General features: G+C 53.5%; 23 protein-coding genes. 13 read left to right on the forward strand and 10 right to left on the reverse strand.

Features of this window, described 5'->3' with window-relative positions; all coding sequences use genetic code 11:
- The 3 genes from PGR91_RS10655 to PGR91_RS13610 form a co-directional block, all read right to left on the reverse strand.
- Window positions 1-236 (reverse strand): hypothetical protein (locus PGR91_RS10655; RefSeq protein ID WP_147387407.1); only part of this gene is annotated, 236 nt, incomplete at its 3' end.
- A 185-nt stretch (window positions 237-421) separates the two neighbouring features.
- A complete protein-coding gene (locus PGR91_RS10660) occupies window positions 422-1,354 on the reverse strand; it encodes a BF3164 family lipoprotein (RefSeq protein ID WP_182424251.1) in 933 nt (310 codons plus the stop codon).
- Window positions 1,355-1,461: 107 nt separating this feature from the next.
- A complete protein-coding gene (locus tag PGR91_RS13610) occupies window positions 1,462-1,704 on the reverse strand; it encodes an NVEALA domain-containing protein (protein WP_118656853.1) in 243 nt (80 codons plus the stop codon).
- A gap of 536 nt (window positions 1,705-2,240) precedes the next feature.
- Between PGR91_RS13610 and PGR91_RS10665 the strand changes: the two genes are divergently transcribed.
- From PGR91_RS10665 to PGR91_RS10675, 3 genes are read left to right on the forward strand one after another with little or no spacing between them, the layout of a single operon-like run.
- Window positions 2,241-3,182: a sensor histidine kinase gene (locus PGR91_RS10665; RefSeq protein ID WP_180951568.1), complete on the forward strand. Its 942-nt coding sequence runs from the start codon at window positions 2,241-2,243 to the stop codon at window positions 3,180-3,182.
- 5 nt (window positions 3,183-3,187) lie between these two features.
- Entirely contained in the window at window positions 3,188-3,682 is a 495-nt protein-coding gene (locus tag PGR91_RS10670; protein WP_270399343.1) for a response regulator transcription factor, read from the forward strand.
- A gap of 20 nt (window positions 3,683-3,702) precedes the next feature.
- Window positions 3,703-3,921: a hypothetical protein gene (locus PGR91_RS10675; RefSeq protein ID WP_270399345.1), complete on the forward strand. Its 219-nt coding sequence runs from the start codon at window positions 3,703-3,705 to the stop codon at window positions 3,919-3,921.
- A 76-nt stretch (window positions 3,922-3,997) separates the two neighbouring features.
- Here the strand turns inward: PGR91_RS10675 and PGR91_RS10680 are convergent, their stop codons facing one another.
- From PGR91_RS10680 to PGR91_RS10695, 4 genes are read right to left on the reverse strand one after another with little or no spacing between them, the layout of a single operon-like run.
- The gene (locus PGR91_RS10680; RefSeq protein ID WP_055206276.1) at window positions 3,998-4,219 is read right to left on the reverse strand and encodes a DUF2795 domain-containing protein; all 222 of its coding nucleotides are present in this window, start codon (window positions 4,217-4,219) and stop codon (window positions 3,998-4,000) included.
- 58 nt (window positions 4,220-4,277) lie between these two features.
- Entirely contained in the window at window positions 4,278-4,835 is a 558-nt protein-coding gene (locus PGR91_RS10685) for a cob(I)yrinic acid a,c-diamide adenosyltransferase (protein WP_101573182.1), read from the reverse strand.
- 20 nt (window positions 4,836-4,855) lie between these two features.
- Entirely contained in the window at window positions 4,856-5,389 is a 534-nt protein-coding gene (locus tag PGR91_RS10690; RefSeq protein ID WP_101573184.1) for a histidine kinase, read from the reverse strand.
- 5 nt (window positions 5,390-5,394) lie between these two features.
- The gene (locus tag PGR91_RS10695; protein WP_118656926.1) at window positions 5,395-6,669 is read right to left on the reverse strand and encodes an NAD(P)/FAD-dependent oxidoreductase; all 1,275 of its coding nucleotides are present in this window, start codon (window positions 6,667-6,669) and stop codon (window positions 5,395-5,397) included.
- A gap of 80 nt (window positions 6,670-6,749) precedes the next feature.
- Here PGR91_RS10695 and PGR91_RS10700 point away from each other — a divergent pair, with 80 nt between their 5' ends.
- The 3 genes from PGR91_RS10700 to yajC all read left to right on the forward strand — a co-directional run bounded on the left by PGR91_RS10700 (window position 6,750) and on the right by yajC (window position 8,573).
- Window positions 6,750-7,694: a transcription antitermination protein NusB gene (locus PGR91_RS10700; protein ID WP_118457288.1), complete on the forward strand. Its 945-nt coding sequence runs from the start codon at window positions 6,750-6,752 to the stop codon at window positions 7,692-7,694.
- Window positions 7,695-7,767: 73 nt separating this feature from the next.
- Entirely contained in the window at window positions 7,768-8,157 is a 390-nt protein-coding gene (locus PGR91_RS10705) for a DUF1573 domain-containing protein (RefSeq protein ID WP_182424252.1), read from the forward strand.
- 95 nt (window positions 8,158-8,252) lie between these two features.
- Complete coding sequence (gene yajC, locus PGR91_RS10710; RefSeq protein ID WP_055206285.1) at window positions 8,253-8,573, forward strand: preprotein translocase subunit YajC; 321 nt, start codon at window positions 8,253-8,255, stop codon at window positions 8,571-8,573.
- 178 nt (window positions 8,574-8,751) lie between these two features.
- Here the strand turns inward: yajC and PGR91_RS10715 are convergent, their stop codons facing one another.
- The 3 genes from PGR91_RS10715 to ispE form a co-directional block, all read right to left on the reverse strand.
- Window positions 8,752-9,066, reverse strand: a complete 315-nt coding sequence (locus PGR91_RS10715; RefSeq protein ID WP_055206287.1) for a biotin/lipoyl-containing protein — start codon at window positions 9,064-9,066, stop codon at window positions 8,752-8,754.
- Between the two features lie 12 nt (window positions 9,067-9,078).
- Window positions 9,079-10,626, reverse strand: coding sequence for an acyl-CoA carboxylase subunit beta (locus tag PGR91_RS10720; protein ID WP_055206289.1), 1,548 nt, complete (start codon window positions 10,624-10,626; stop codon window positions 9,079-9,081).
- Window positions 10,627-10,751: 125 nt separating this feature from the next.
- Complete coding sequence (ispE, locus tag PGR91_RS10725; RefSeq protein WP_101573188.1) at window positions 10,752-11,570, reverse strand: 4-(cytidine 5'-diphospho)-2-C-methyl-D-erythritol kinase; 819 nt, start codon at window positions 11,568-11,570, stop codon at window positions 10,752-10,754.
- 107 nt (window positions 11,571-11,677) lie between these two features.
- On the opposite strand from ispE, the gene PGR91_RS10730 reads away from it, so the two are divergent.
- The 7 genes from PGR91_RS10730 (at window position 11,678) to secA (ending at window position 20,108) form a co-directional block, all read left to right on the forward strand.
- Complete coding sequence (locus tag PGR91_RS10730; RefSeq protein ID WP_101573190.1) at window positions 11,678-12,643, forward strand: GSCFA domain-containing protein; 966 nt, start codon at window positions 11,678-11,680, stop codon at window positions 12,641-12,643.
- Window positions 12,640-12,999 (forward strand): hypothetical protein, encoded by a 360-nt coding sequence (locus tag PGR91_RS10735; protein WP_055206295.1) that lies wholly within the window; start codon window positions 12,640-12,642, stop codon window positions 12,997-12,999. Before PGR91_RS10730 ends, PGR91_RS10735 begins: the two co-directional genes overlap by 4 nt.
- A 79-nt stretch (window positions 13,000-13,078) precedes the next feature.
- On the forward strand, window positions 13,079-14,707 hold the full coding sequence (locus tag PGR91_RS10740; RefSeq protein WP_101573192.1) for an alkaline phosphatase family protein: 1,629 nt from the start codon (window positions 13,079-13,081) through the stop codon (window positions 14,705-14,707).
- A gap of 9 nt (window positions 14,708-14,716) precedes the next feature.
- Complete coding sequence (locus tag PGR91_RS10745) at window positions 14,717-15,139, forward strand: SufE family protein (RefSeq protein ID WP_055206299.1); 423 nt, start codon at window positions 14,717-14,719, stop codon at window positions 15,137-15,139.
- Window positions 15,140-15,149: 10 nt separating this feature from the next.
- Window positions 15,150-15,473 carry an iron-sulfur cluster assembly protein gene (locus PGR91_RS10750; protein WP_055206301.1) on the forward strand — a complete coding sequence of 108 codons (324 nt, stop codon included), beginning with the start codon at window positions 15,150-15,152 and terminating at the stop codon, window positions 15,471-15,473.
- A 9-nt stretch (window positions 15,474-15,482) separates the two neighbouring features.
- The gene (locus tag PGR91_RS10755) at window positions 15,483-16,757 is read left to right on the forward strand and encodes a DUF2851 family protein (RefSeq protein ID WP_118656859.1); all 1,275 of its coding nucleotides are present in this window, start codon (window positions 15,483-15,485) and stop codon (window positions 16,755-16,757) included.
- 54 nt (window positions 16,758-16,811) lie between these two features.
- Window positions 16,812-20,108: a preprotein translocase subunit SecA gene (gene secA, locus PGR91_RS10760; protein WP_055206305.1), complete on the forward strand. Its 3,297-nt coding sequence runs from the start codon at window positions 16,812-16,814 to the stop codon at window positions 20,106-20,108.
- Window positions 20,109-20,110: the final 2 nt, after the last annotated feature.

The following is a 20,110-nucleotide window of genomic DNA, read 5'->3' on the forward strand; positions in this document are numbered from 1 at the left end:
AGGGTGTCCGTCCTGTGCTCGGTCGCATCCACGAGGTATGCCTTGAACCAAATTTTGTCACCGGCCCCGTAGTAGGGTTTGTCCAGATGAAGCCACAACTTCTCCTGATGGCGGGCACGCTCCGCCTGGAGAAAATCGACGATACGAAACGGAATCTCTGTCGGATCGACGGCCCGCAACGGGATCGACGAAAGAATCGATAATAAAATTAAGAAATATCGGAGAGTTGTTTTCATATTTCGCATAATTATTTTTATATTCATAGTGAAGTTAATTAATATTACCGAATATTGCAAAGCGCTTCTATTAAATTGCGTATTTCGACACGAGGGTGCTGTATAAACAAAAAAAGCCTGCATGAATCGCACATGCAGGCCCTGTTCCCGAACAGATAAACTATCGGCGGACGTTATAAGCCGGGTTAAAGCAGTTGGAATTTGTAGAGTTTTGCGCCGTCGTCGGCGATGCTGACGCCGTAGACGACATTCTCGTCTTCTTGATAATAGATTTTGGTCAACGGTTTGTCCGATTCGTAGCAGGCGACCGGATTGCCGTTCCAGTCGAAGACCATCAGGTAGTCGCAGTCGTCGACGCCGGCCCGGTGTTTCTCAATGGATTTACCCGAATAGATGGCGCAGAAACGGTCGTTCCCCGCCGATACGTCGTAAAATCCGTTTTTGTTGGTGCGGCGTATGCTGACTACCTCGCCTTCGATCACGACGTCCGCATAATGGAAATCGAGGCTGCATACGTTGACGATCGAGTCGTTGCGGATCGCGCTGATGTCGATCAGCCCGCCGTTGTAGTTGACGTAGACGAGGCGCCGGTGGTCGGGGCTGATGGCGAGCCGACCGCTGAGACAGATCCTGCTTTTGATGTGGTTGTCCAGTTTTCGGTACTCTTCCCGCACCGGGTATTCGCCGAAAAACCGGACGCTGCTGTCGGCCGTATTATAATACAGGTACATTCCGCCGTCGACACATCCCGTGAAGATAACGCACCGGTCGCCCCCGACGGCTGAAATATAGGGACCGTATTCTTTCGGAGCAGGGAAAAAACGCTGGACGGAATCTCCGTTTGACGAGATTTCGATCACATAACGCTTGTTGCTTTCGACGGCCGTAATTTTCCCGTCTCCGGATGGAGAGAAAGCCGACATTTGCAGTACTTCGCCCGGCCCATTGCCTTTCCGCAGCAGCACTTTCCGAGTGTTGTCTCTCAGATCGACCGAAATAACGACGTCCTTCGACCCCTGGCACTGTACGAAAACCACCGAATCCCGTACGGCGATGGCTTTCGGCAGGAAAGCCTCGCTGCTATCCAAATCGAGCACTTCGGTTCCTGTAATCGGCATGACGGAACCGAAATACTCGACGGGGCTTCCCGGAAGCCTTTTATCGTTTTGACAGGCGGAAAATAAGGATGCGCACAGACCGGCGCAGACGAGGGTGCGCAGGGTGATCATTTGTTTCGCATGCCTTCTGTAGCTGAATCCGGTTCACTTCCTGTCCCATGTATTATGCAATAACCAGACACATTTTCACATTCTCCGGAACCACCGCTCTCCGAATCGGCCAAAGCCTCTATATTTTTATGGAGCAGATTAACTGTTTCCGTGCTCTCATCCGACGAAAAAACGAAATAGGATACGACGGATACTACTAAGAACAAACTAACGATAGCTAAATACCAAGTTTTTTTCATTTTTTATTAAAATTGCACTACAAAAGTGCCTAAGACTCTGATCTTTTTTATTCCTTTTTTGTTCCTTTTTTATGCCGTTCAGAATTTATATTATTACATTTGTCTCCACAGATACTATCTAATAACTTAAATATATGAAAATAAGATTAGGAATAAGTTTAGTCGTGGCTATTATTGCCGTTGTGGGATTACTGTACCTGCAATATGTTTGGATTCAAAAGTTATATTTGATTGAACAAAATCGTATTCGAATTACAGCACTCTCCGTGTTGGATGTTGTAATGGCAGATGAACTTGTAACAAGCAGTCTTGAATGGCAAAAACGGTATTTTGACAGAGGCAAAACCCTTCCTCATTCTACGATTTCTTATGATATTGAGGGTTTGGAAATTGTTGTGATTCGAGAAGGGTTTCCTAAAATCAGAAAAAAGTATGATTCGAGAGATGAGTTTTTTCGTTTTCAGCGATGGAATTTAGCCAGATACCATTTCAGCGGAATGAACCTTTCTCGATTGGATTCTGCCTATGCAAAACATTTGGCAAAGTACGATATCAAACTGCCGTATGTTATCGAAAAGATAGACTGTGCGACGCAGAAGCCTATCGGGGCGACTGTCAGTCGGGAGGTCAGCAAGAATTACGGGCTCGTGACCGATTCGCTGCCGTTGGGGATCGACGGCAAGGCCGCGTTGGTCGTCCGTTTCGACAATTCGTATTCGGCGATGTTCCGCCATATGCAGCGTTTTCTGGTGTCGTCCATCGAGATCGTCGTAATTCTCATTCTGATCCTGTACTTCTTGATCTATACGATATTTTATCAGAAACGGGTGTCCGAACAACTCAAGAACATGTCGCACGAGATGAGGAATCCGATTGCGTTCTTACAGCGGGTGCTGGATTCGCTGCCCGATGCCCAGCGGCGGAGCAGGCTCGTGAAGGTCGGCGAATTCAAAATCACGCTGGCCAATCTAATGCTCGATAAGTTGTTGACGATCAAGAAAGCGAGAATCGACATACATCCCGAAGAGTTCAGCGTCCGGCAGTTGCTCGACAACGTGATGATGCAGTACGAACTGATGCTGGAACCGACCGGCAAAATCAAGTTGGAGTACGAGACGACGCAGGAGTTGATCACTGCCGACAAACTGTGTTTTCTGAACGCGATCGTCAATCTGGTGGACAATGCGATCAAGTATTCGTCGGGAGCTCCCGACATATTCGTGCGGTGCTTCACGGCCGGCGATTACTTGTGCGTTTCGGTGACCGATCACGGCGTCGGCATTCCGAAGAAATACCTCAAACGGATCTTCCGGCGCGAGTTCCGCATCCCGAAAGGCAAGACGGTACGGTGCACCGGATTCGGTATCGGCCTGAGCTACATTAAGATGATCGCCAAAGCCCACAAAGGTAAGATCACGGTCAGCAGTATTTACAAAAAAGGTAGTACCTTTACGCTATCGATACCCAAAAATAGATAAGGATTATGGATTCTCAAATTGCCAGTTATTCGTTATTGTATGCGGAAGACGACCAATGGTTGGCGGAACCGATTATCGCCAGTTTGCAAAAGGACGGGTATGAAGTGATCTATGCTCACGACGGTTTCGATGCGCTGGCCAAATACAGACGGTTGCATCCCGACATCATTTTGCTCGACATACGAATGCCCGGACTGGACGGATACGAGGTCGCCAAGGAAATCCGGAAGGAAGACCCCGGAGTGCCGATTTTGTTCCTGACCGTTCTGTCCGATCCGAAAGATGCGATCAAGGGATTGAGCGTCGGCGCAGACGATTACATCCGCAAGAGCGTTGCGGTGGAGGAATTGAAAGCCCGTCTGATTTCGAAACTGCGGAACCAGCGTCCGAAGTTGAAACGGATTCTCGATATCACACCGCGCACGACGCTCAATACGATCAGTCACGAGATTACCATCGACGGCGCCGTTCACAAGCTGACCAGAAAGAATACGAGTTGATTTACCACTTCTGCCATCACATGAACGTGATTCACGAAAGACCGGCGTTGGAAGATCTGCTGTGGCCGGGAAATACGAACGGAAACAATTACCTGAATAAATGCATTTCGAGCGTCCGCGGGATTCTGCGCCGCGACGATGCGATCCAGATAATTACTTACAACCGGGCCGGCGTGATGTTTTGCATCAAGGATTCCGAAGAGACGGAGGAAAAGCAGGAAGGTTGTCTACAGGAGTGATCGGCTTGCGGATATAAAAATAAACGATACGGACGACCGCGCGGTCGTCCGTATCGTTTATTTCGAATCGTTCGGTTTAATATTCCTCTTCGTTGAAGAAAAAGTCGTCTTTGCTCGGGTAATCGGGCCAGATATCTTCGATGCTTTCGTAGATCTCGCCTTCGTCCTCGATCTCTTCGAGATTTTCGATGACTTCCAGCGGGGCACCCGAACGCGTAGCGTAATCGATCAATTCGTCTTTAGTGGCAGGCCACGGAGCATCTTCCAGTTTCGACGCCAATTCTAATGTCCAGTACATGATCGTATGAGTTTTTGGTTATATATTCGGATTTTAGTTTGCAAAATTAAAAAAAAATTCATTTATCGTACACCCAGAGTATTTCTTTTACGTTAAAATCTTCGGTGAGCCTGCGGCCGAGGACGTAAAAGTAGTCCGATAAACGATTGATATACTGTCTAATGTATTCGTTCACAGTGTATTGTTCAGACAGGGTCAGGACGATCCGTTCCGTTCGGCGGCAAATCGTGCGGCAAATGTGGCACAGCGATACGGCCGGGTGTCCGCCGGGCAGCGTGAATTTCGCGATCGCCGGCAGCGTAGACTGCATGGCGTCGATCCGGTTTTCGAGAAACAGCGCTTTTTCGGGGCCGAATTCCGGCAGGTATTTAGGCGCTTCGCCTTCGGTCGCCAGGTGAGAGGCAGCCCGCATCAGATGGTCGAGCACCGCCAGCAGATCGTCCCGGTAAGGCGACAGGCGGGGCGTGTCGTCCAGGTTGTCGCGCAGGTAGGCGGTAAAGGACATCAGTTCGTCCACGGTGCCGTATGCCTCGAGACGGGGGTGGTTTTTGGGAACCCGTTGGCCTCCGACCAGGGAAGTGGTTCCTTTGTCTCCTTTTTTCGTGTACACTTTCATCGTTCGGAATGTTTAATAGGTTATATGCGGTAATGTTGGGGCGGAAGTTTGGGGTTGAAAAAGTAAATCGTCATGACGCGCCGGTCTACGCTGACGCACGGGTAATGCTGCCAGATCTGTTGCGCGAAGCGCCAGTGGCGCGCGCTCCGGTGCGGAGACAGGATGATCATGCAACCTTTGTCTTCCGAGACCCGGTGCGCCGTCGCCGCGATGGTTTCCAACGTCACGTCCGGAAGCAGTATGCAAAGGTTGCGCCCGGATGCCGGTTTCGGAGGGCCTACGTTCGGGATCAGCGTAAAACTGTCCAGCCGGCAATGCGTGTAAAGGTTCTGGATTTTCACCGCGTGCCGGTGCCCTACCCGCTTGCTGCGCAGCGCGTCGTAAAGCGTCGTATCGCAACCGGTAATCCGGTCTTTCATAAATACGTTCCGGACAATGCCGTACATGAACGGCGAATGGATGCCGTGTCCTCGCCAATGGCGGACATGGATGTGCGCCCTGACCCGGAAGTAGCCTCTGAAAAGGCGTTGTTTTATCTTTTTAATACCGTTCATAGCCTTTATTTATTTCCGAGCATCTGTCCGGCCAGATGTCCGGTCGAATAGGCGATCTGCAGGTTGTATCCGCCCGTATCGGCGTCGATGTCGAGTAATTCGCCCGCGAAATAGAGCCCTTTTACCAGACGCGATTGCATCGTTTGCGGATCGACCTCTGCGGTCGAGACGCCGCCGGCGGTGACAATGGCCTCCTCGAACGGGCGATAGTCGCTGATCGGCAGCCGGAAAAGTTTCAGTTGTCCGACGATTTTATCGAGTTCCGGAGCTTTTACGGCATTTAGCGGCAGCCGTTCGGGTATTTGCAGACTGGCTGCGAACGGACGGATCAATTGTGCGGGAAGCAATTTGCGCAACAGACTGCTCAGCAGCGCCTGCGGGCCGAGTGTTTCGGTTTCCCGGGCGATCCGTTCTCTCAACTGGGTCGGGTTCAGCGCCGGTTTCAGATCGAGGTCGACGGCGACTCGCTGTCCGTCGATTAGCGCGTCCACGGCCTGACGGCTCATCCGCAGGGTCACAGGGCCGCTGACGAAAGGGGTGAATTCGAGTTCGCCGAATTCCTGTTGAACGTAGCGGTCGTCGATTGCCAGGCGGGCGGATATGTTTTTCAGGCGCAAACCTTTCAGACTCTCCGCAAACGGGAGCGACGTTTCGAGCGGAGTCAGCGACGGCCGGATTTCGACGATGGCGTGGCCGAGCCGGTGCGCCAGCAGGTAGCCGTCGCCCGTGGAGCCGGTAGCCGGATAAGAAGCGCCTCCCGTGGCGAGCAATACGCAGGAGGCCGTCACCCGTTCCGAGTCGTTTCGGGCCGTGCTTAGCGTAACTCCCGAAACCCGGCCTCCCGCGGTGTGCACTTCGGTCACCCGGGTATGGCATACGATCTGCGCTCCCTGTTCCCTGCTCCACCGCACATGGGCGTCGGCAATGTCCCAGGCGCGTCCGCTGGCGGGGAAAACTCGTTCTCCGCGTTCGATGGTCAGCGGAACGCCGATCCGTTCGAAAAAAGAGACCGTTTCCCGGTTGCCGAACCGTGCCAGCGCAGGGGCGAAAAAGTCGGAAGAGCTGCGGACTTTTTGCAGGAATTCCTCCGGCCGCCGCATGTTGGTCAGGTTGCAGCGGCCTTTGCCGGTGATCCGGACTTTCCGCTGCGGCTTTTCCATCTTTTCGCAGACCAGGACGCTGAATCCGGCCTGTGCGGCTATCCCCGCAGCCATGATCCCGGCGGCCCCTCCGCCCGCTATGATAAGGTCGAAATTCCTCAATTCCGTAAAATTTTCCACAAAGATAAAAATTTCGGAGTGTTTCTTTCCGGTTCCCGAAAAAATCCGTAGATTTGCGATCCCCAATAGCTCTAAGGAAGATGTTAAGCAGAAGATTATTAAGGATTAAGATTGTCAAAGCTCTTTATTCGCATTTTAAGTCGGAGTCGGACTCCCTGATCGTTTCGGAAAAAAATCTGCTGTTCAGCATCGATAAGACCTACGAGCTTTACCATCAGTTGCTGTGGCTCGTCGTAGACGTGGCGAATTACGCCGAAAACCGGATCGAACTCGGGCGCCGCAAAAAACTGCCTACCCCCGAAGAATTGAATCCGAATACCCGATTCGTCGATAACCGCGTGATCGCGGCGATCCGGGACAGCGAAGAGCTGACCGATTACCTGCAACGTAAAAAGCTGGGATGGGTGCAGTATCCCGAACTGATCAAGAAGCTCTATATACTGTTGATCGACAGCGATTTCTACCGACAGTACATGAACGGTTCGACGGGGTCTTTCAAAGGAGACGCCGCTCTGGTCGAAAAGTTTTATACCCGGATCGTTTGCGAGTGCGAGGCGCTGGAAGAGGTGATCGAGGAGCAATCTATTTTCTGGACGGACGATGTCGATTTTGCGACGATCATGGTGCTGCGCACGTTGTCGGACATGCGGGAGGGCCGGCAGGAACTGCCGTTGCTACCCCAGTATAAGAGCGACGACGACAGGGAGTACGTCCGGGAGCTTTTCCGACATGCGCTGGTGCACTTCAGGGAATACGCCGAATACATCGGCCGTTATACCAGCAATTGGGAAGTGGAGCGGATCGCATTCATGGACAACGTGATCATGGTGGCCGCGATGTCCGAGCTGATCGCTTTCCCGTCGATTCCCGTAAAGGTTACCCTGGACGAATTCATCGAAATAGCCAAATATTACAGTACGCCGGGCAGCAGTACGTTCATCAACGGCGTGCTGGACAAGGTGGTCGAAGCGCTTACGGCCGAAAAGCGCATCCAAAAGACGGGACGCGGATTGCTGGACAAATAGCCGTAAGAATGGCACTCATATTGCTTCCGTTCTCATGCGGAAACCGATCGTCGTGGAAAAACAGTTTTTGATCATGGGTTTGTTATGCTTCGCCTGTTCCTGCGGAACGGGCGGCAAGAAGGTCGTCCCGGACAAAGCCGGTGCGACTGTGATCGCGTTGACCGATTCCGTAAGAACGGATACGGTCGATTTGGGGCGGATTCACGCCGGAGAAGTTATCCGCAGGGATTTGTCGCTGCGTAACGGGAGCGATCGTCCGATGATCATTCTGTCGGCGGCGACCAACTGCGGATGCACGACGGTTGATTTCGAACGGGAACCGGTGCAGCCCGGCGCGGAGGCGGGATTCGTTTTCGAATTCGACAGCAAAGGCTTCTCCGGATACCAGCTCAAACACATCACCCTGCGTACCACGCTGTCCAAACAGCCTTTTACGCTGGTCGTCATCGGGGAAGTCGAATGATTTTCCGGATAAATAAAGCTGAATTTGTTCCGGAATAAGGTTGCGAAATTCCGAGAATCCGTTAACTTTGCAGAAAACTTTTAATATTGATTATTATGAATTTGACAACAATTATGCTCCAGGCTCCGGCTGCCGGAGGATCGGGCGCGTCTCTGCTGATTATGATGGTGCTGATTTTTGCGGTGATGTATTTTTTCATGATACGTCCGCAGCAGAAACGGCAGAAAGAGCTGGTGAAATTCCGTAACGCACTCGAAAAAGGACAAAAAATCATCACCGCCGGCGGAATCTACGGTACGGTCAAGGAGGTGAAAGACGTATATGTGTTGGTCGAAGTCGACAACAACGTGACGATTCGCGTCGACAAAAATATGGTGATGCGCGATCCGGCCGATCTGGCTCAGCAGGGCAAATAAGCGGGTTTTCCGTATAAAATACAAAAAAGCAGGGGATTCCCTGCTTTTTTTGTAAAGAGCGATGACGGAACCGTAATTCTTGCGAAGGGGCGTTTCATGCGATCGCCTGCCGTTGTCCAGCCAATAAAAACAGGGAGGCAACCGTTCGTTGCCTCCCTGAAAAGCAGATTTCGAAATCCTATTCCATTTCGATCATCAGCGCGTGATTCGGAATATTGTCTCCTTCCTTCACGTCGATCTTTTTCACTTTGCCGGCGAAAGTGGCTTTGATGTTGTTGTTCATTTTCATTGCTTTGAAAACGATCAGCAGATCGCCGACTTTCACTGCCTGTCCCTCGGCTACGCATACCTTCACGACCGTTCCCGGGATGGAGGATTTGATGTGCTTCGGGTTCTCCGGCTCCCACGGCTTACGTGCCAGATGCTTTTTGGTAAGCGTCGTCTGGAACGTTCCGTGCATGGTTTCCAACGTATCGTAATGATTTTTTTCCATACTTACCGGGGTTTAGAACGGAGGATTGCCGTGCTTTTTGTTGGGCTGCGAACGGTTCTTATGAGCCGATACCTTCAACGCGTGTTCGATGAACATGCGGGTTTCGGCCGGGGCGATCACCGAGTCGATGTAGCCCTTTGCCGCCGCAACGTACGGATTGGCGAATTTCTCCTTATATTCCTGAATTTTCAGTTTACGCATTTCGGCCGGATTTTCGGCGCCGACGATGTCTTTCTTGAAGATGATGTTGGCGGCGCCTTCGGGACCCATCACGGCGATTTCGGCCAGCGGCCATGCGAATACGAAGTCGGCGCGCAGGTGGCGCGACCCCATGGCGATATAACCGCCGCCGTAGGCTTTACGTAGCACGACGGTGATCGACGGAACGGTCGCCTCGCTGTACGCGTACAGCATCTTGGCGCCGTGGCGGATTACGCCGGCATGCTCCTGGTCCACACCCGGCAGGTAGCCCGGCAGGTCTTCGAGCGTTACGATCGGAATATTGAAGCAGTCGCAGAAACGGATAAAGCGGGCGGCCTTGTCCGAAGAGTCGCAGTCGAGCACGCCGGCCATCACCAGCGGCTGGTTTGCGATGAAACCGACCGTTTCGCCGGCGACGCGTCCGAAACCGACCACGATGTTGGCTGCGAATAGTTCCATCACTTCGAGGAATTCGCTCTCGTCGACCAACGCCTTGATTACGTCGCGCACGTCGTACGGTACGGTCGGGTCGTTCGGAACGATCGACGTGATGTCGTACTGCGGCAGCGGAGCCGCCGGAGCGATCTTTTCGGCTTTGGTCGTGTTGTTCATCGGGATCATCGAGATCAGCTTGCGGATCTGGACGAAGCACTCTTCCTCGCTCGTGGCGAAAAAATGAGCGTTGCCAGTCATTTCGCTGTGTACGCGTGCGCCGCCGAGTTCCTCCATCGAGATCTCTTCGCCGAGTACGGTTTTGATTACTTCGGGGCCGGTGATAAACATTTTCGAAATGTTTTCGACCACGAATACGAAGTCGGTCAGCGCGGGCGAATAAACGGCGCCGCCGGCGCAGGGACCCAGGATCACCGAAATCTGCGGGATCACGCCGCTGGACAGCGTATTGCGGAAGAAAATCTCCCCATAGCCGGCCAGCGCGTTGACCCCTTCCTGAATACGCGCTCCGCCGGAGTCGTTGATTCCGATCAACGGAATGCGCATGTTCAGGGCATAGTCCATGATTTTGGTGATCTTACGTGCATGCATGAAGCCGAGCGAACCGCCGGCAACCGTAAAGTCTTGTGCGAATATGGCGATCGGTTGGCCGCAGATCATTCCGGTGCCGATAATCACGCCGTCACCCGGAAGCGATTTGTCCTGCATACCGAAATCCCGGCCGTCGTGTTCCACGAAAATGTCGTATTCATGGAACGATCCCTCGTCCAGCAATGCGATGATACGCTCACGCGCGGTGAGTTTTCCCATCGCCTTTTGCTTTTCTATGGCTTTGGCTCCGCCGCCATAAAAAATTTTCTCTTTCCGATGCTGGAGTTCGAGAACTTTTTCATCCTCTACTGACATAGAATAATTGATTAGGTTAATACTGTAAAGTCTCTTTCAAAATAAACCAATTCGTATGTTTGGGCGTGGCAAGTTTACGAATTTTTTTCCCAAATCGAAAACTTATCCCCGCTTTTCGCATTCGCTCAGATCATATCTTCCTGATATACAAACATTCCTTCGAATGCCGGTAGATCCGGCGTCCGCTCTTCGAAAATTCCGTAGACGGCAGATCCCGAACCGGACATGGAAGCATAAAGAGCCCCCGCCCGATAGAGTTCTTCTTTGATCGCCGCGATCGTCGGATGAATGCGGAAAACGGATGTCTCGAAGTCGTTGACGATGCGTCCTTTCCATTGCCGGAGCGGCAGCCCGAACAAATCGCCGAGCCGGCTTTCGGGCCGTGCGGGCGCGACGCCTGCGTAGGCTTCGGCCGTACTGACCGATTCGTCCGGTTTGACGATGACCAGCCTGTGTCCGATCGGCGAACCCGCTACGGGAGCGAGGATTTCTCCCCGGCCGGTAACGAGCGTCGGCCGGCCGTCGATAAAGAACGGAACGTCGCTTCCCACCTGCGCCGCCAAACGGATCATCTGTTCGGCCGTCAGCGGAACGCCGAACAGTTCGGCCAGCCCTTTGATCGTAAGAGCGGCGTCGGCCGAACCTCCGCCGAGACCCGCTCCCATCGGGATCGTCTTGTGTAGGTGCATTCGCACGCCGCCGATCGGACAGGCTTCGCGGAATGCCCGGTAAGCCCGGACGCAGATATTGCGTTCGGGATCGACGCCCGTTTCCAGTCCCGACGAAGTGAACGAAATGTCGTCCGTCGCATCCGGCAGTATTTCGAGGGCGTCGCACAGTCCTCGCACCGGGTACATGACGGTTTCGATATCGTGATAGCCGTCGGTCCGTTTCGCAACGACGCGCAGGCCGATGTTGATCTTACAGTTCGGAAAAAGTAGCATATCCAGACATTTTGGGGTAAAAATAGGGAAAAGTATCCGGAAACGGGCATTTCGTCCGCCGTTTTTCCTACGGAATTTTGCTATCTTTGTAACACGATTGTCGTACTATGCAGTTTCGTACACCTATAAATATAACACCGTGCGGTTTCCGAATCGGGTATGCGCAGCGGGGATTGTTGCTCGGCTCCTGTTTTGCGGAAAATATCGGGATGCGGATGAAACGTTATAAGTTGCCCGTCGTCTTCAATCCGTTCGGAATCCTGTTCAATCCGGCTTCCGTGGCCCGGACGCTGACCCGTCTCGATTCGGGGAAGCTTTACGAAGCGAACGACCTGACCCGAAGCGGCGACCTGTGGGTCAGTTTCGATCATCACGGTTCGCTGGCTTCGGTCGACCGGGACGAAGCGTTGAAAACGATCAATCAGGCGGTACAGTCCGGCGCCCGGGCGCTGCGCGAGGCGGGATATCTGATCCTGACGTTGGGTACGGCATGGGTTTACCAACTCCGGGAGACCGGAGAAATCGTTTGCAACTGTCACAAACGACCGTCCGGCGAATTTTTACGGCGGCGATTGTCGGTCGACGAAGTGGTCGGGGGGTTCGTCCCGTTGCTGGAAGGGCCTTTGAAAGACAAGCCGGTAATCTGGACGGTCAGCCCGGTGCGTCATCTGGGAGACGGCCTGCCTGAGAACGCGCTGAGCAAATCGACGCTGATCGTGGCCATTCACCGGTTGATCGAACGTTATCCGCAGTGTTGTTATTTTCCGGCTTTCGAAATCATGACGGACGACCTGAGGGATTATCGTTTTTATGAAAAGGACATGGCCCACCCTTCGGAAGTAGCGGTCGATTATATCTGGGAACAGTTCTGCTGCGCGGCGCTCGATCCTTCCTGCACGGGGGTGTTCCGGAAGATCGATGCGCTGAATCGAGCGCTCGCACACCGTCCCTTGAACCCGGAAAGCCCGGCCTATCGAGCCTTCCGGCATCAGAAAGCCGCGGAAGTCCGCGCATTGCAGCAGGCGTATCCGGATCTCGATTTTTCCCGCGAATTAAACTTTTTCGAATCATGAAACGCAGCCTGACATGTCCGCAGTGCGGCGCCAGGGTGCGCATACCCTGGTTCTGGGCGATCGGGATCGAAGGAATTTTCCGTTGCCGGCAGTGCCGGTTGCCGTTCAAGACCGGTTACAAGACGGGCGCTATCCTGTCGGCGGTTTCGCTGAGCCTGAGCATGGCGCTCGTACAACTGATGGTATACGTATTCAGCATCTATTCAATGATTTTTTTCGCGCTGCTGCTGATTCCGTTGTGGATTTTTATCGCATTTCACCTGCGCCGCGCATATATGATCCGCAAAATAAAAAGAAGGATTAAATCGATTGAAAAACAGAGTGTTGATGCTTCCGAAGCGTCCGGCTTCGAATAAACGCCGCATTCGTGCGTAAGACAGCGTATCCGATTCGGAAACTTTTTATACTTTTGTGAGTCTAAACGATTTTCCGGAGATGAAATTAAACCGATTTTTTATTCCCGCCTGCCTGATCCTGTTGGTTCATACCGGTGCCGCCGCCCAGAGCGTCGGAAAACCCAAATTAGTGATCAATATCGTTATCAGCCAGATGCGGTACGAATACCTGGAACGTTTCCGCGATAATTTCTCGGAAAACGGCTTCCGCACCTACCTCGACAGCGGGGTCAACTTCACCAATGCCCGTTGCAATTACATGCAGACCAATACGGTCGCCGGACTCGCCACGCTTTCGACGGGCACCAATCCGGCCGGGCACGGAGTCGCGTCGGAAAGTTGGTACAACTATACGACCAACGACAGCATTAACCTGATTGCGGACGACAAAGTGAAGGGATTGGATTGCGAAGAGGGCGAAAACCGCTTTTCTCCGTTGAACCTGACTGCCGCCACGTTGGGAGACCGCCTGCATGAAAGCGATCCGAAATCGAAAGTCGTGGCCGTTGCCGAAGATCCTTATTCGGCCGTAATCAGCGGCGGTTCGACCGGGAGCGCTTTCTGGCTCGATCCGGGAAAGGGGCAATGGGTGTCGAGCAGCTATTATTTCGAGAACCTGCCTTTCTGGGTCAAGAAATACAACGAAAAACGTTTCGCGTCGAGCCTGCTCGACCGGGAGTGGGTGCCCGACAAATCGTTCGCCGCATATAAGAATACCGATACGACCGTGCTCAATTTCAGCGCCCGGCCGTCCGGTTTCAAGAATTTCTTCCGCAGCATCTTGAAGATATTTAAAAAAGAACCCGAAAAGTACGATCTGGCCTCGCTGCTCTATACGCCGTTCGGCAACATGTTGGTGACCGATTTCGCGCGCGAAGCGATCATCCTGGAAGAACTGGGCAAGGACGACCATACCGATCTGCTGACCGTTTGCTACGATTCGCCCCGGTTGATATGCGAGTATTTCGGACCGCAGTCCATCGAAGTGGAGGATATGTATTACAAGCTCGACCGGGAAATCGGCGAACTGACGGGCTTCGTACAGGCGCAGTTCAAGCCGGGAGAGGTCGTGCTGGTGCTCACTTCCGACCACGGGAGCAGCAATACTTACCGGGAGCAGAGCCGGATCCCCGGGGGACAGTTCAATGTCGATCAGTTCAAGCTGATCATGAACGGTTTCCTCAGCGCTCAGTACGAACCGGGCAACTGGATTCTCGGATACAGCAGCAGGCAGTTGTACCTGAATCGAGAAATGATCTATAAGTACGGATTCAATCTGGCGGAAGTCCAGGCGCGCGCGGCAGCGTTCGCCCTGCAGTTCCGGGGCGTATCCGGCGCGCTGACCTCGACCGATCTGCAGAGCGGCGCGTTCGGGAGAGGATACGGCGAAAAAATTCAGAACAGTTTCTACCCGAAGCGGTCGGGCGACGTTGTGATCAACTTGATGCCGGGCTGGATCGAACAGCGCGAGCACGCCGTATCGTTGTCCGGATCGCTTTATGAATACGATACGCACATTCCGTTGCTGTTTCTGGGTAGCGGCGTTCCGGCGGCGGCTGTGGAACGGGATGTGGAGTTGTCCGACGTCGCGCCTACCCTGGCACGCATCATGCAAATTCCGCTTCCGGACGCCGTAACGGGAAAAGTGCTCGAAGAAGTTGTTAAATAGTTTGAAGAGATGACGATTAACGAAATGCAGGACGAGATCGTCGAAGAGTTTTCCGTATTCGACGAGTGGCTCGACAAATACGAGTACCTGATCGAACTGAGTCGGGAGCTGCCGGCGATCGACGAGAAGCACCGGATCGAACAGTATCTGATAAAAGGATGTCAATCCAGGGTGTGGGTCGACGCCGAGTTGAAGGACGACGGACGGATCTATTTCACCGCCGACAGCGACGCGATTATTACCAAAGGGATCATCGCGCTGCTGATCCGGGTGATGAACGGCCGGACGCCGGATGAGATCATCGACGCGGATCTTTATTTCATCGACCGGATCGGGTTGCGCGAGAACCTGTCTCCTACCCGGGCGAACGGGTTGCTGGCGATGATAAAGCAGATGAAACTGTACGCGCTGGCGTACAAAAGCAAAATGTAAGTCAACCGTTATGACGACACCTCAGGATATCATGCGGATGGAACAGGATATCGTTCTGACGCTGAAAAATATTTACGATCCGGAAATCCCGGTCAACATTTACGACTTGGGGCTGGTTTATGAAATCGACGTCGAGCCGGACGGAACGGCTAATATCCGAATGACGCTGACGGCTCCGAACTGTCCGATGGCGGATCAGTTGCTCGAAGAGGTCAATGAAAATGTCGCCAAAGTGGAAGGAATCACTTCCGTCAACGTCATTCTGACGTTCGATCCGCCTTGGGATCGCAGCATGATGTCGGAAGAAACCCTGCTCGATCTGGGCTTAATGTAAACCGGCGTTATGGCATCGTCCGCAGGCAAAATCGAAGAACTGATCCGATTGGTCTGGTGCAGGCAGCTCTACACCGGCGTCGGGGGGCCTGCGTTCGGCGTCATCGGGCACGGCAGGGCCAATCCCGGCGAAGGGATGGAGTTGCTGGACGTTCGGTTCGAATTGGACGGAACGGTTTATCGTGGTCCCGCAGCGATCCATGAATACGCTTCGGACTGGTATAAGCATGCCCATCACGAAGATCCCGGTTACGATCACTGCGTGTTGAACCTGGTCGTTCACGACGACGCAGTTATCTGTCGCGCCGACGGTTCGGTGATTCCCAACGCGGCGATCGTTTTCCCGCGGGAATTGGCCGAACGCTACGAACGGTTGCTTGGCGAAAGCGGTTCATACAGGTGCGGCGCCTTGTTGGCCGGAATGCCGGAGGTAAAGCGGTACAACCTGCTTACGGAATTGACCTGCGAGCGTCTCGAGCGTAAATACGACGAGTTTCTGCAACGTTACCGGCAGGCGGATAACAACTGGAACGAAGCGTTTTACGTTTCGCTGTTCAGGGCGGTCGGGGCCGGGTCCAACCGCGAATCCTATGAGCGACTGGCGCGAACGGTATCTTTTACGCAAATCTGTCGGGTGCGGGAGTCCGTCGCGTCGGCCGAAGCCCTGTTGTTGGGTGCGGCCGGATTGCTGGAGGCGGAGCCTTCGGACGACTATTCCGATAAACTGCGATACGAATTCAAACATCTGAGCCGGCGTTTCGGGATCGTTCCGATGCACCGCAACGCATGGAACCTCCGCTCGGGACGTCCCGATCAGAAACCGGTGTTGCGTATTGCCGAACTGGCCGCGCTGCTGGTTTCCGGCGAGTTTTTTTTCTCCCGTTTGGTCAATTGCAAAACGCAGCGCGACATCCGGCAGGTCTTTTCGGCCTCCGCTTCGGAATACTGGACGACTCATTACTGTTTCGGGCAGCCTTCGGGACGCAGTGTGAAACGGTTCGGCGATATGATGCTGGATAACCTCGGCATCAATCTGGTCGTCCCGATGATTTTCGCATACGGCAAAATCACCGGAAACGAAGAGCTGAAAGAGAGGGCGATCGGGATTCTGGAGGAGATCCGCGCAGAAAACCATATCCGGATCGTCAGGGAGTGGAAAACGCACGGCATCGCCGCCGACAACGCTTTTTTCTCGCAGGGGTTGCTCGAACTGACCCGGGAATATTGCGAGAAAAAACGTTGCGCGTACTGTAATATCGGGAGAATCGTGCTGTGTTCTCAATAAAAAACATTAAATTTACGCGTTATTTTTCAACGTCTTAATCAATAAGAAAGGAATATGAGTGTAGTAACCGGATTAATTAAATTGTTTTTCGGAACGAAGAGCGAGAAAGACCGCAAGGCGATTCAACCCTATGTAGACAAGATCAAAGCGATATATCCGTCCATCGAACAACTTACCGTCGATGAATTGCGAGCGAGAAGCGCCGGCCTGAAAGCCGCCATCGCCGAATATATCAGCGCAGAGGAACAGCAGATCGCCGAACTGAAAGTGCAGCTTGAGAACCTGGACACCTCTTTGGACGACAAGGAGCGCATCTCGAAACAGATCGATACGCTGACCGAAGAGATCGACCGCAAGATCGAGGAGAAACTCGACGAAATCATGCCGGAGGCTTTCTCCATTATGAAGGAGACCGCCCGCCGGTTCAAAGAGAACGAGGAGATCGTCGTGACGGCGACCGATTTCGACCGGGAGCTGGCCGCCGCCGGCAAGGATTTCATCCGGATCGACGGCGACAAGGCCGTTTACAGCAATTCGTGGGTAGCCGGAGGGAACAAGATCGTGTGGGATATGGTGCATTACGATTGCCAGCTTTTCGGCGGCGTCGTGCTGCATAAAGGAAATATCGCCGAAATGGCGACCGGCGAAGGTAAGACGCTGGTGGCGACGCTGCCCGTGTTCTTGAACGCGCTGGCCGGGAAGGGCGTGCACGTGGTGACCGTCAACGATTACCTGGCGCGCCGCGACTCCGAATGGATGGGGCCGCTGTATCAGTTCCACGGATTGTCGGTGGATTGCATCGACCGACATCAGCCCAATTCGAAAGCGCGCCGCAAGGCTTATATGTCCGATATTACGTTCGGGACGAACAACGAGTTCGGTTTCGACTACCTGCGCGACAACATGGCGTTCTCGCCGGACGACCTGGTGCAGCGCAAGCACCACTATGCGATCGTCGATGAGGTCGACTCGGTGTTGATCGACGATGCGCGGACGCCGCTGATCATTTCTGGGCCGGTTCCCAAAGGAGACGACCAGATGTTCGAGCAATACCGCGGGGCGGTCGAGAACCTGTTCAATCTGCAACGGAATCAGGTGACTCAGCTCGTCGCCGATGCGAAGAAGCTGATTGCGGAGGGTAAAACCGAAGAAGGGGGTATTCTGCTTTACCGGGCCCATAAAGCGCTGCCGAAGTACAAGCCGCTGATCAAATACCTCAGCGAACACGGTATCAAGGCGCTGATGCAGAAGACTGAAAATATTTACATGCAGGATAATAACCGGCGTATGCCGGAAATCGTCGACGACTTGTTTTTCGTGATCGACGAAAAACTCAATTCGGTCGAGCTGCAGGATAAGGGGCAGGAAGTGCTGTCGAAAAGCGTCAACGAGGAGAAATTCTTCGTGCTGCCCGATATGGGTTCCATCGTCGCCGACATCGAGAAAAGCGATATGAGCCCCGAAGAAAAGGCGGCGAAAAAGGACGAGGTGCTGAACGACTATGCGATCCGTTCGGAACGTCTTCATACGGTCAGTCAGTTGTTGAAGGCTTACAGCATGTTCGAAAAGGATGTCGAATACGTGGTGATCGACAACAAGGTGAAGATCGTCGACGAACAGACGGGGCGTATCATGGAAGGCCGCCGTTATTCGGACGGGCTGCACCAAGCTATCGAAGCGAAAGAGCGCGTGAAGGTCGAAGCTGCCACGCAGACGTTCGCGACCGTTACGTTGCAGAATTATTTCCGTATGTACCACAAGTTGGCCGGTATGACCGGTACGGCCGAAACCGAAGCCAGCGAACTCTGGAATATCTACAAGCTGGATGTCATCGTCATTCCGACCAACCGTCCGGTGATCCGCGACGACAAGGACGACGTAATCTATAAAACCAAGCGGGAGAAATATGCCGCCGTTATCGAAGAGATAGCCAAATTGGTCGAGGCCGGACGTCCGGTGCTGGTAGGCACTACTTCGGTCGAGATTTCCGAGTTGCTGAGCCGTATGCTGAAACTGCGCGGGATCAAGCACAATGTTCTAAATGCCAAGCAGCACCAGCTTGAGGCGCAGGTTGTGGCCGAAGCCGGACGCAAAGGACAGGTGACCATCGCCACCAACATGGCCGGTCGCGGTACCGACATCAAGCTGACCGACGAAGTGAAGGCCGCCGGCGGTCTGGCAATCATCGGTACCGAACGGCACGAGTCACGCCGGGTCGACCGTCAGTTGCGCGGACGTGCCGGACGTCAGGGAGACCCCGGTTCGTCGCTGTTCTTCGTATCGCTGGAAGATAACCTGATGCGGCTGTTCGGTTCGGAACGGATCGCCGGACTGATGGACAGAATGGGATTGAAGGAAGGCGAAGTGATCCAAGCCGGTATGATGTCGCGGGCGATCGAACGCGCGCAACGTAAGGTAGAGGAGAACAACTTCGGTATCCGTAAGCACCTGCTCGAATACGACGATGTGATGAACGCCCAGCGCGAAGTGATTTATACCCGCCGCCGCCATGCCGTTTACGGCGAGCGGATCGAGGTCGATCTGAACAACATCATGGTCGATTTCGCCGAAAGTTTCGTCGAGACGTACGGCGACGGCGAATACGAGGACTTCAAGTTCGAGATGATCCGCCAGGTGGCCGTGCAGCCTTCGTTCAACGAGAACGAGTTCGAAGAGGCCAAGAAAAAGCGCGAGGTGTTGGCCGGTATGGTCGTTAAGGATTTCCAGGACGCCTATGCCCGTCGCATGGCGAGCATTGCGGCGACTACCTATCCGGTTATCAAAAACGTGTACGAAAAGAACGCCGCTCAGTACGAGAATATCTACGTTCCGGTGTCCGACGGACGTCGTGTGTTCAATGTGCCGGTAGACCTTAAAAAAGCTTATGACAGCGAAGGCAAGGAGGTATTCAAGCATTTCAGCAAGGTGATCATGCTGGTCATCATCGACGAAGACTGGAAAGAGCACCTACGCGAAATGGACGATCTGCGCCAGAGCGTCCGGAATGCTTCGTACGAGCAGAAAGACCCGTTGTTGATCTACAAGTTCGAGTCTTACAACTTGTTCAGCAAGATGCTGGAAAAAGGGAATCGCGAAATTCTTTCGACGTTGTTCAAAGCTTTCGTTCCCGTCAAGGAAAATCCGGACGTGACCAAGCAGCAAATGCCGCAGCCCAAAACGGATCTGTCTCAGTTGCAGACCTCGCGGAACGAGGCGGCCGCAGCCGCCGGTTCCAGGGAGAAAAGCAAGCCTGCTCCCGTGCATGTCGAGAAGAAGGTGGGACGAAACGATCCGTGCCCCTGCGGCAGCGGGAAGAAATACAAACACTGCCACGGCAAGATGGAAGCCTAAGC

This window comes from Candidatus Alistipes pullistercoris (assembly GCF_027665465.1).
In the GTDB taxonomy this organism is placed as follows: domain Bacteria; phylum Bacteroidota; class Bacteroidia; order Bacteroidales; family Rikenellaceae; genus Alistipes_A; species Alistipes_A hominis.

What these genes read in the sequence shown, in the direction of transcription:
- PGR91_RS10705 (WP_182424252.1), top strand. Translation starts at nt 7,768, where the DNA reads ATGGGTTTGTTATGCTTCGCCTGTTCCTGCGGAACGGGCGGCAAGAAG.
- PGR91_RS10670 (WP_270399343.1), top strand. Translation starts at nt 3,188, where the DNA reads ATGGATTCTCAAATTGCCAGTTATTCGTTATTGTATGCGGAAGACGAC.
- yajC (WP_055206285.1), top strand. Translation starts at nt 8,253, where the DNA reads ATGAATTTGACAACAATTATGCTCCAGGCTCCGGCTGCCGGAGGATCG.
- PGR91_RS10735 (WP_055206295.1), top strand. Translation starts at nt 12,640, where the DNA reads ATGAAACGCAGCCTGACATGTCCGCAGTGCGGCGCCAGGGTGCGCATA.
- PGR91_RS10675 (WP_270399345.1), top strand. Translation starts at nt 3,703, where the DNA reads ATGAACGTGATTCACGAAAGACCGGCGTTGGAAGATCTGCTGTGGCCG.
- PGR91_RS10690 (WP_101573184.1), bottom strand. Translation starts at nt 5,389, where the DNA reads ATGAACGGTATTAAAAAGATAAAACAACGCCTTTTCAGAGGCTACTTC.
- PGR91_RS10750 (WP_055206301.1), top strand. Translation starts at nt 15,150, where the DNA reads ATGACGACACCTCAGGATATCATGCGGATGGAACAGGATATCGTTCTG.
- PGR91_RS10685 (WP_101573182.1), bottom strand. Translation starts at nt 4,835, where the DNA reads ATGAAAGTGTACACGAAAAAAGGAGACAAAGGAACCACTTCCCTGGTC.
- PGR91_RS10700 (WP_118457288.1), top strand. Translation starts at nt 6,750, where the DNA reads ATGTTAAGCAGAAGATTATTAAGGATTAAGATTGTCAAAGCTCTTTAT.
- secA (WP_055206305.1), top strand. Translation starts at nt 16,812, where the DNA reads ATGAGTGTAGTAACCGGATTAATTAAATTGTTTTTCGGAACGAAGAGC.
- PGR91_RS10715 (WP_055206287.1), bottom strand. Translation starts at nt 9,066, where the DNA reads ATGGAAAAAAATCATTACGATACGTTGGAAACCATGCACGGAACGTTC.
- PGR91_RS10755 (WP_118656859.1), top strand. Translation starts at nt 15,483, where the DNA reads ATGGCATCGTCCGCAGGCAAAATCGAAGAACTGATCCGATTGGTCTGG.
- PGR91_RS10745 (WP_055206299.1), top strand. Translation starts at nt 14,717, where the DNA reads ATGACGATTAACGAAATGCAGGACGAGATCGTCGAAGAGTTTTCCGTA.
- PGR91_RS10660 (WP_182424251.1), bottom strand. Translation starts at nt 1,354, where the DNA reads ATGCCGATTACAGGAACCGAAGTGCTCGATTTGGATAGCAGCGAGGCT.
- PGR91_RS10720 (WP_055206289.1), bottom strand. Translation starts at nt 10,626, where the DNA reads ATGTCAGTAGAGGATGAAAAAGTTCTCGAACTCCAGCATCGGAAAGAG.
- PGR91_RS10740 (WP_101573192.1), top strand. Translation starts at nt 13,079, where the DNA reads ATGAAATTAAACCGATTTTTTATTCCCGCCTGCCTGATCCTGTTGGTT.
- PGR91_RS10680 (WP_055206276.1), bottom strand. Translation starts at nt 4,219, where the DNA reads ATGTACTGGACATTAGAATTGGCGTCGAAACTGGAAGATGCTCCGTGG.
- PGR91_RS10730 (WP_101573190.1), top strand. Translation starts at nt 11,678, where the DNA reads ATGCAGTTTCGTACACCTATAAATATAACACCGTGCGGTTTCCGAATC.
- ispE (WP_101573188.1), bottom strand. Translation starts at nt 11,570, where the DNA reads ATGCTACTTTTTCCGAACTGTAAGATCAACATCGGCCTGCGCGTCGTT.
- PGR91_RS13610 (WP_118656853.1), bottom strand. Translation starts at nt 1,704, where the DNA reads ATGAAAAAAACTTGGTATTTAGCTATCGTTAGTTTGTTCTTAGTAGTA.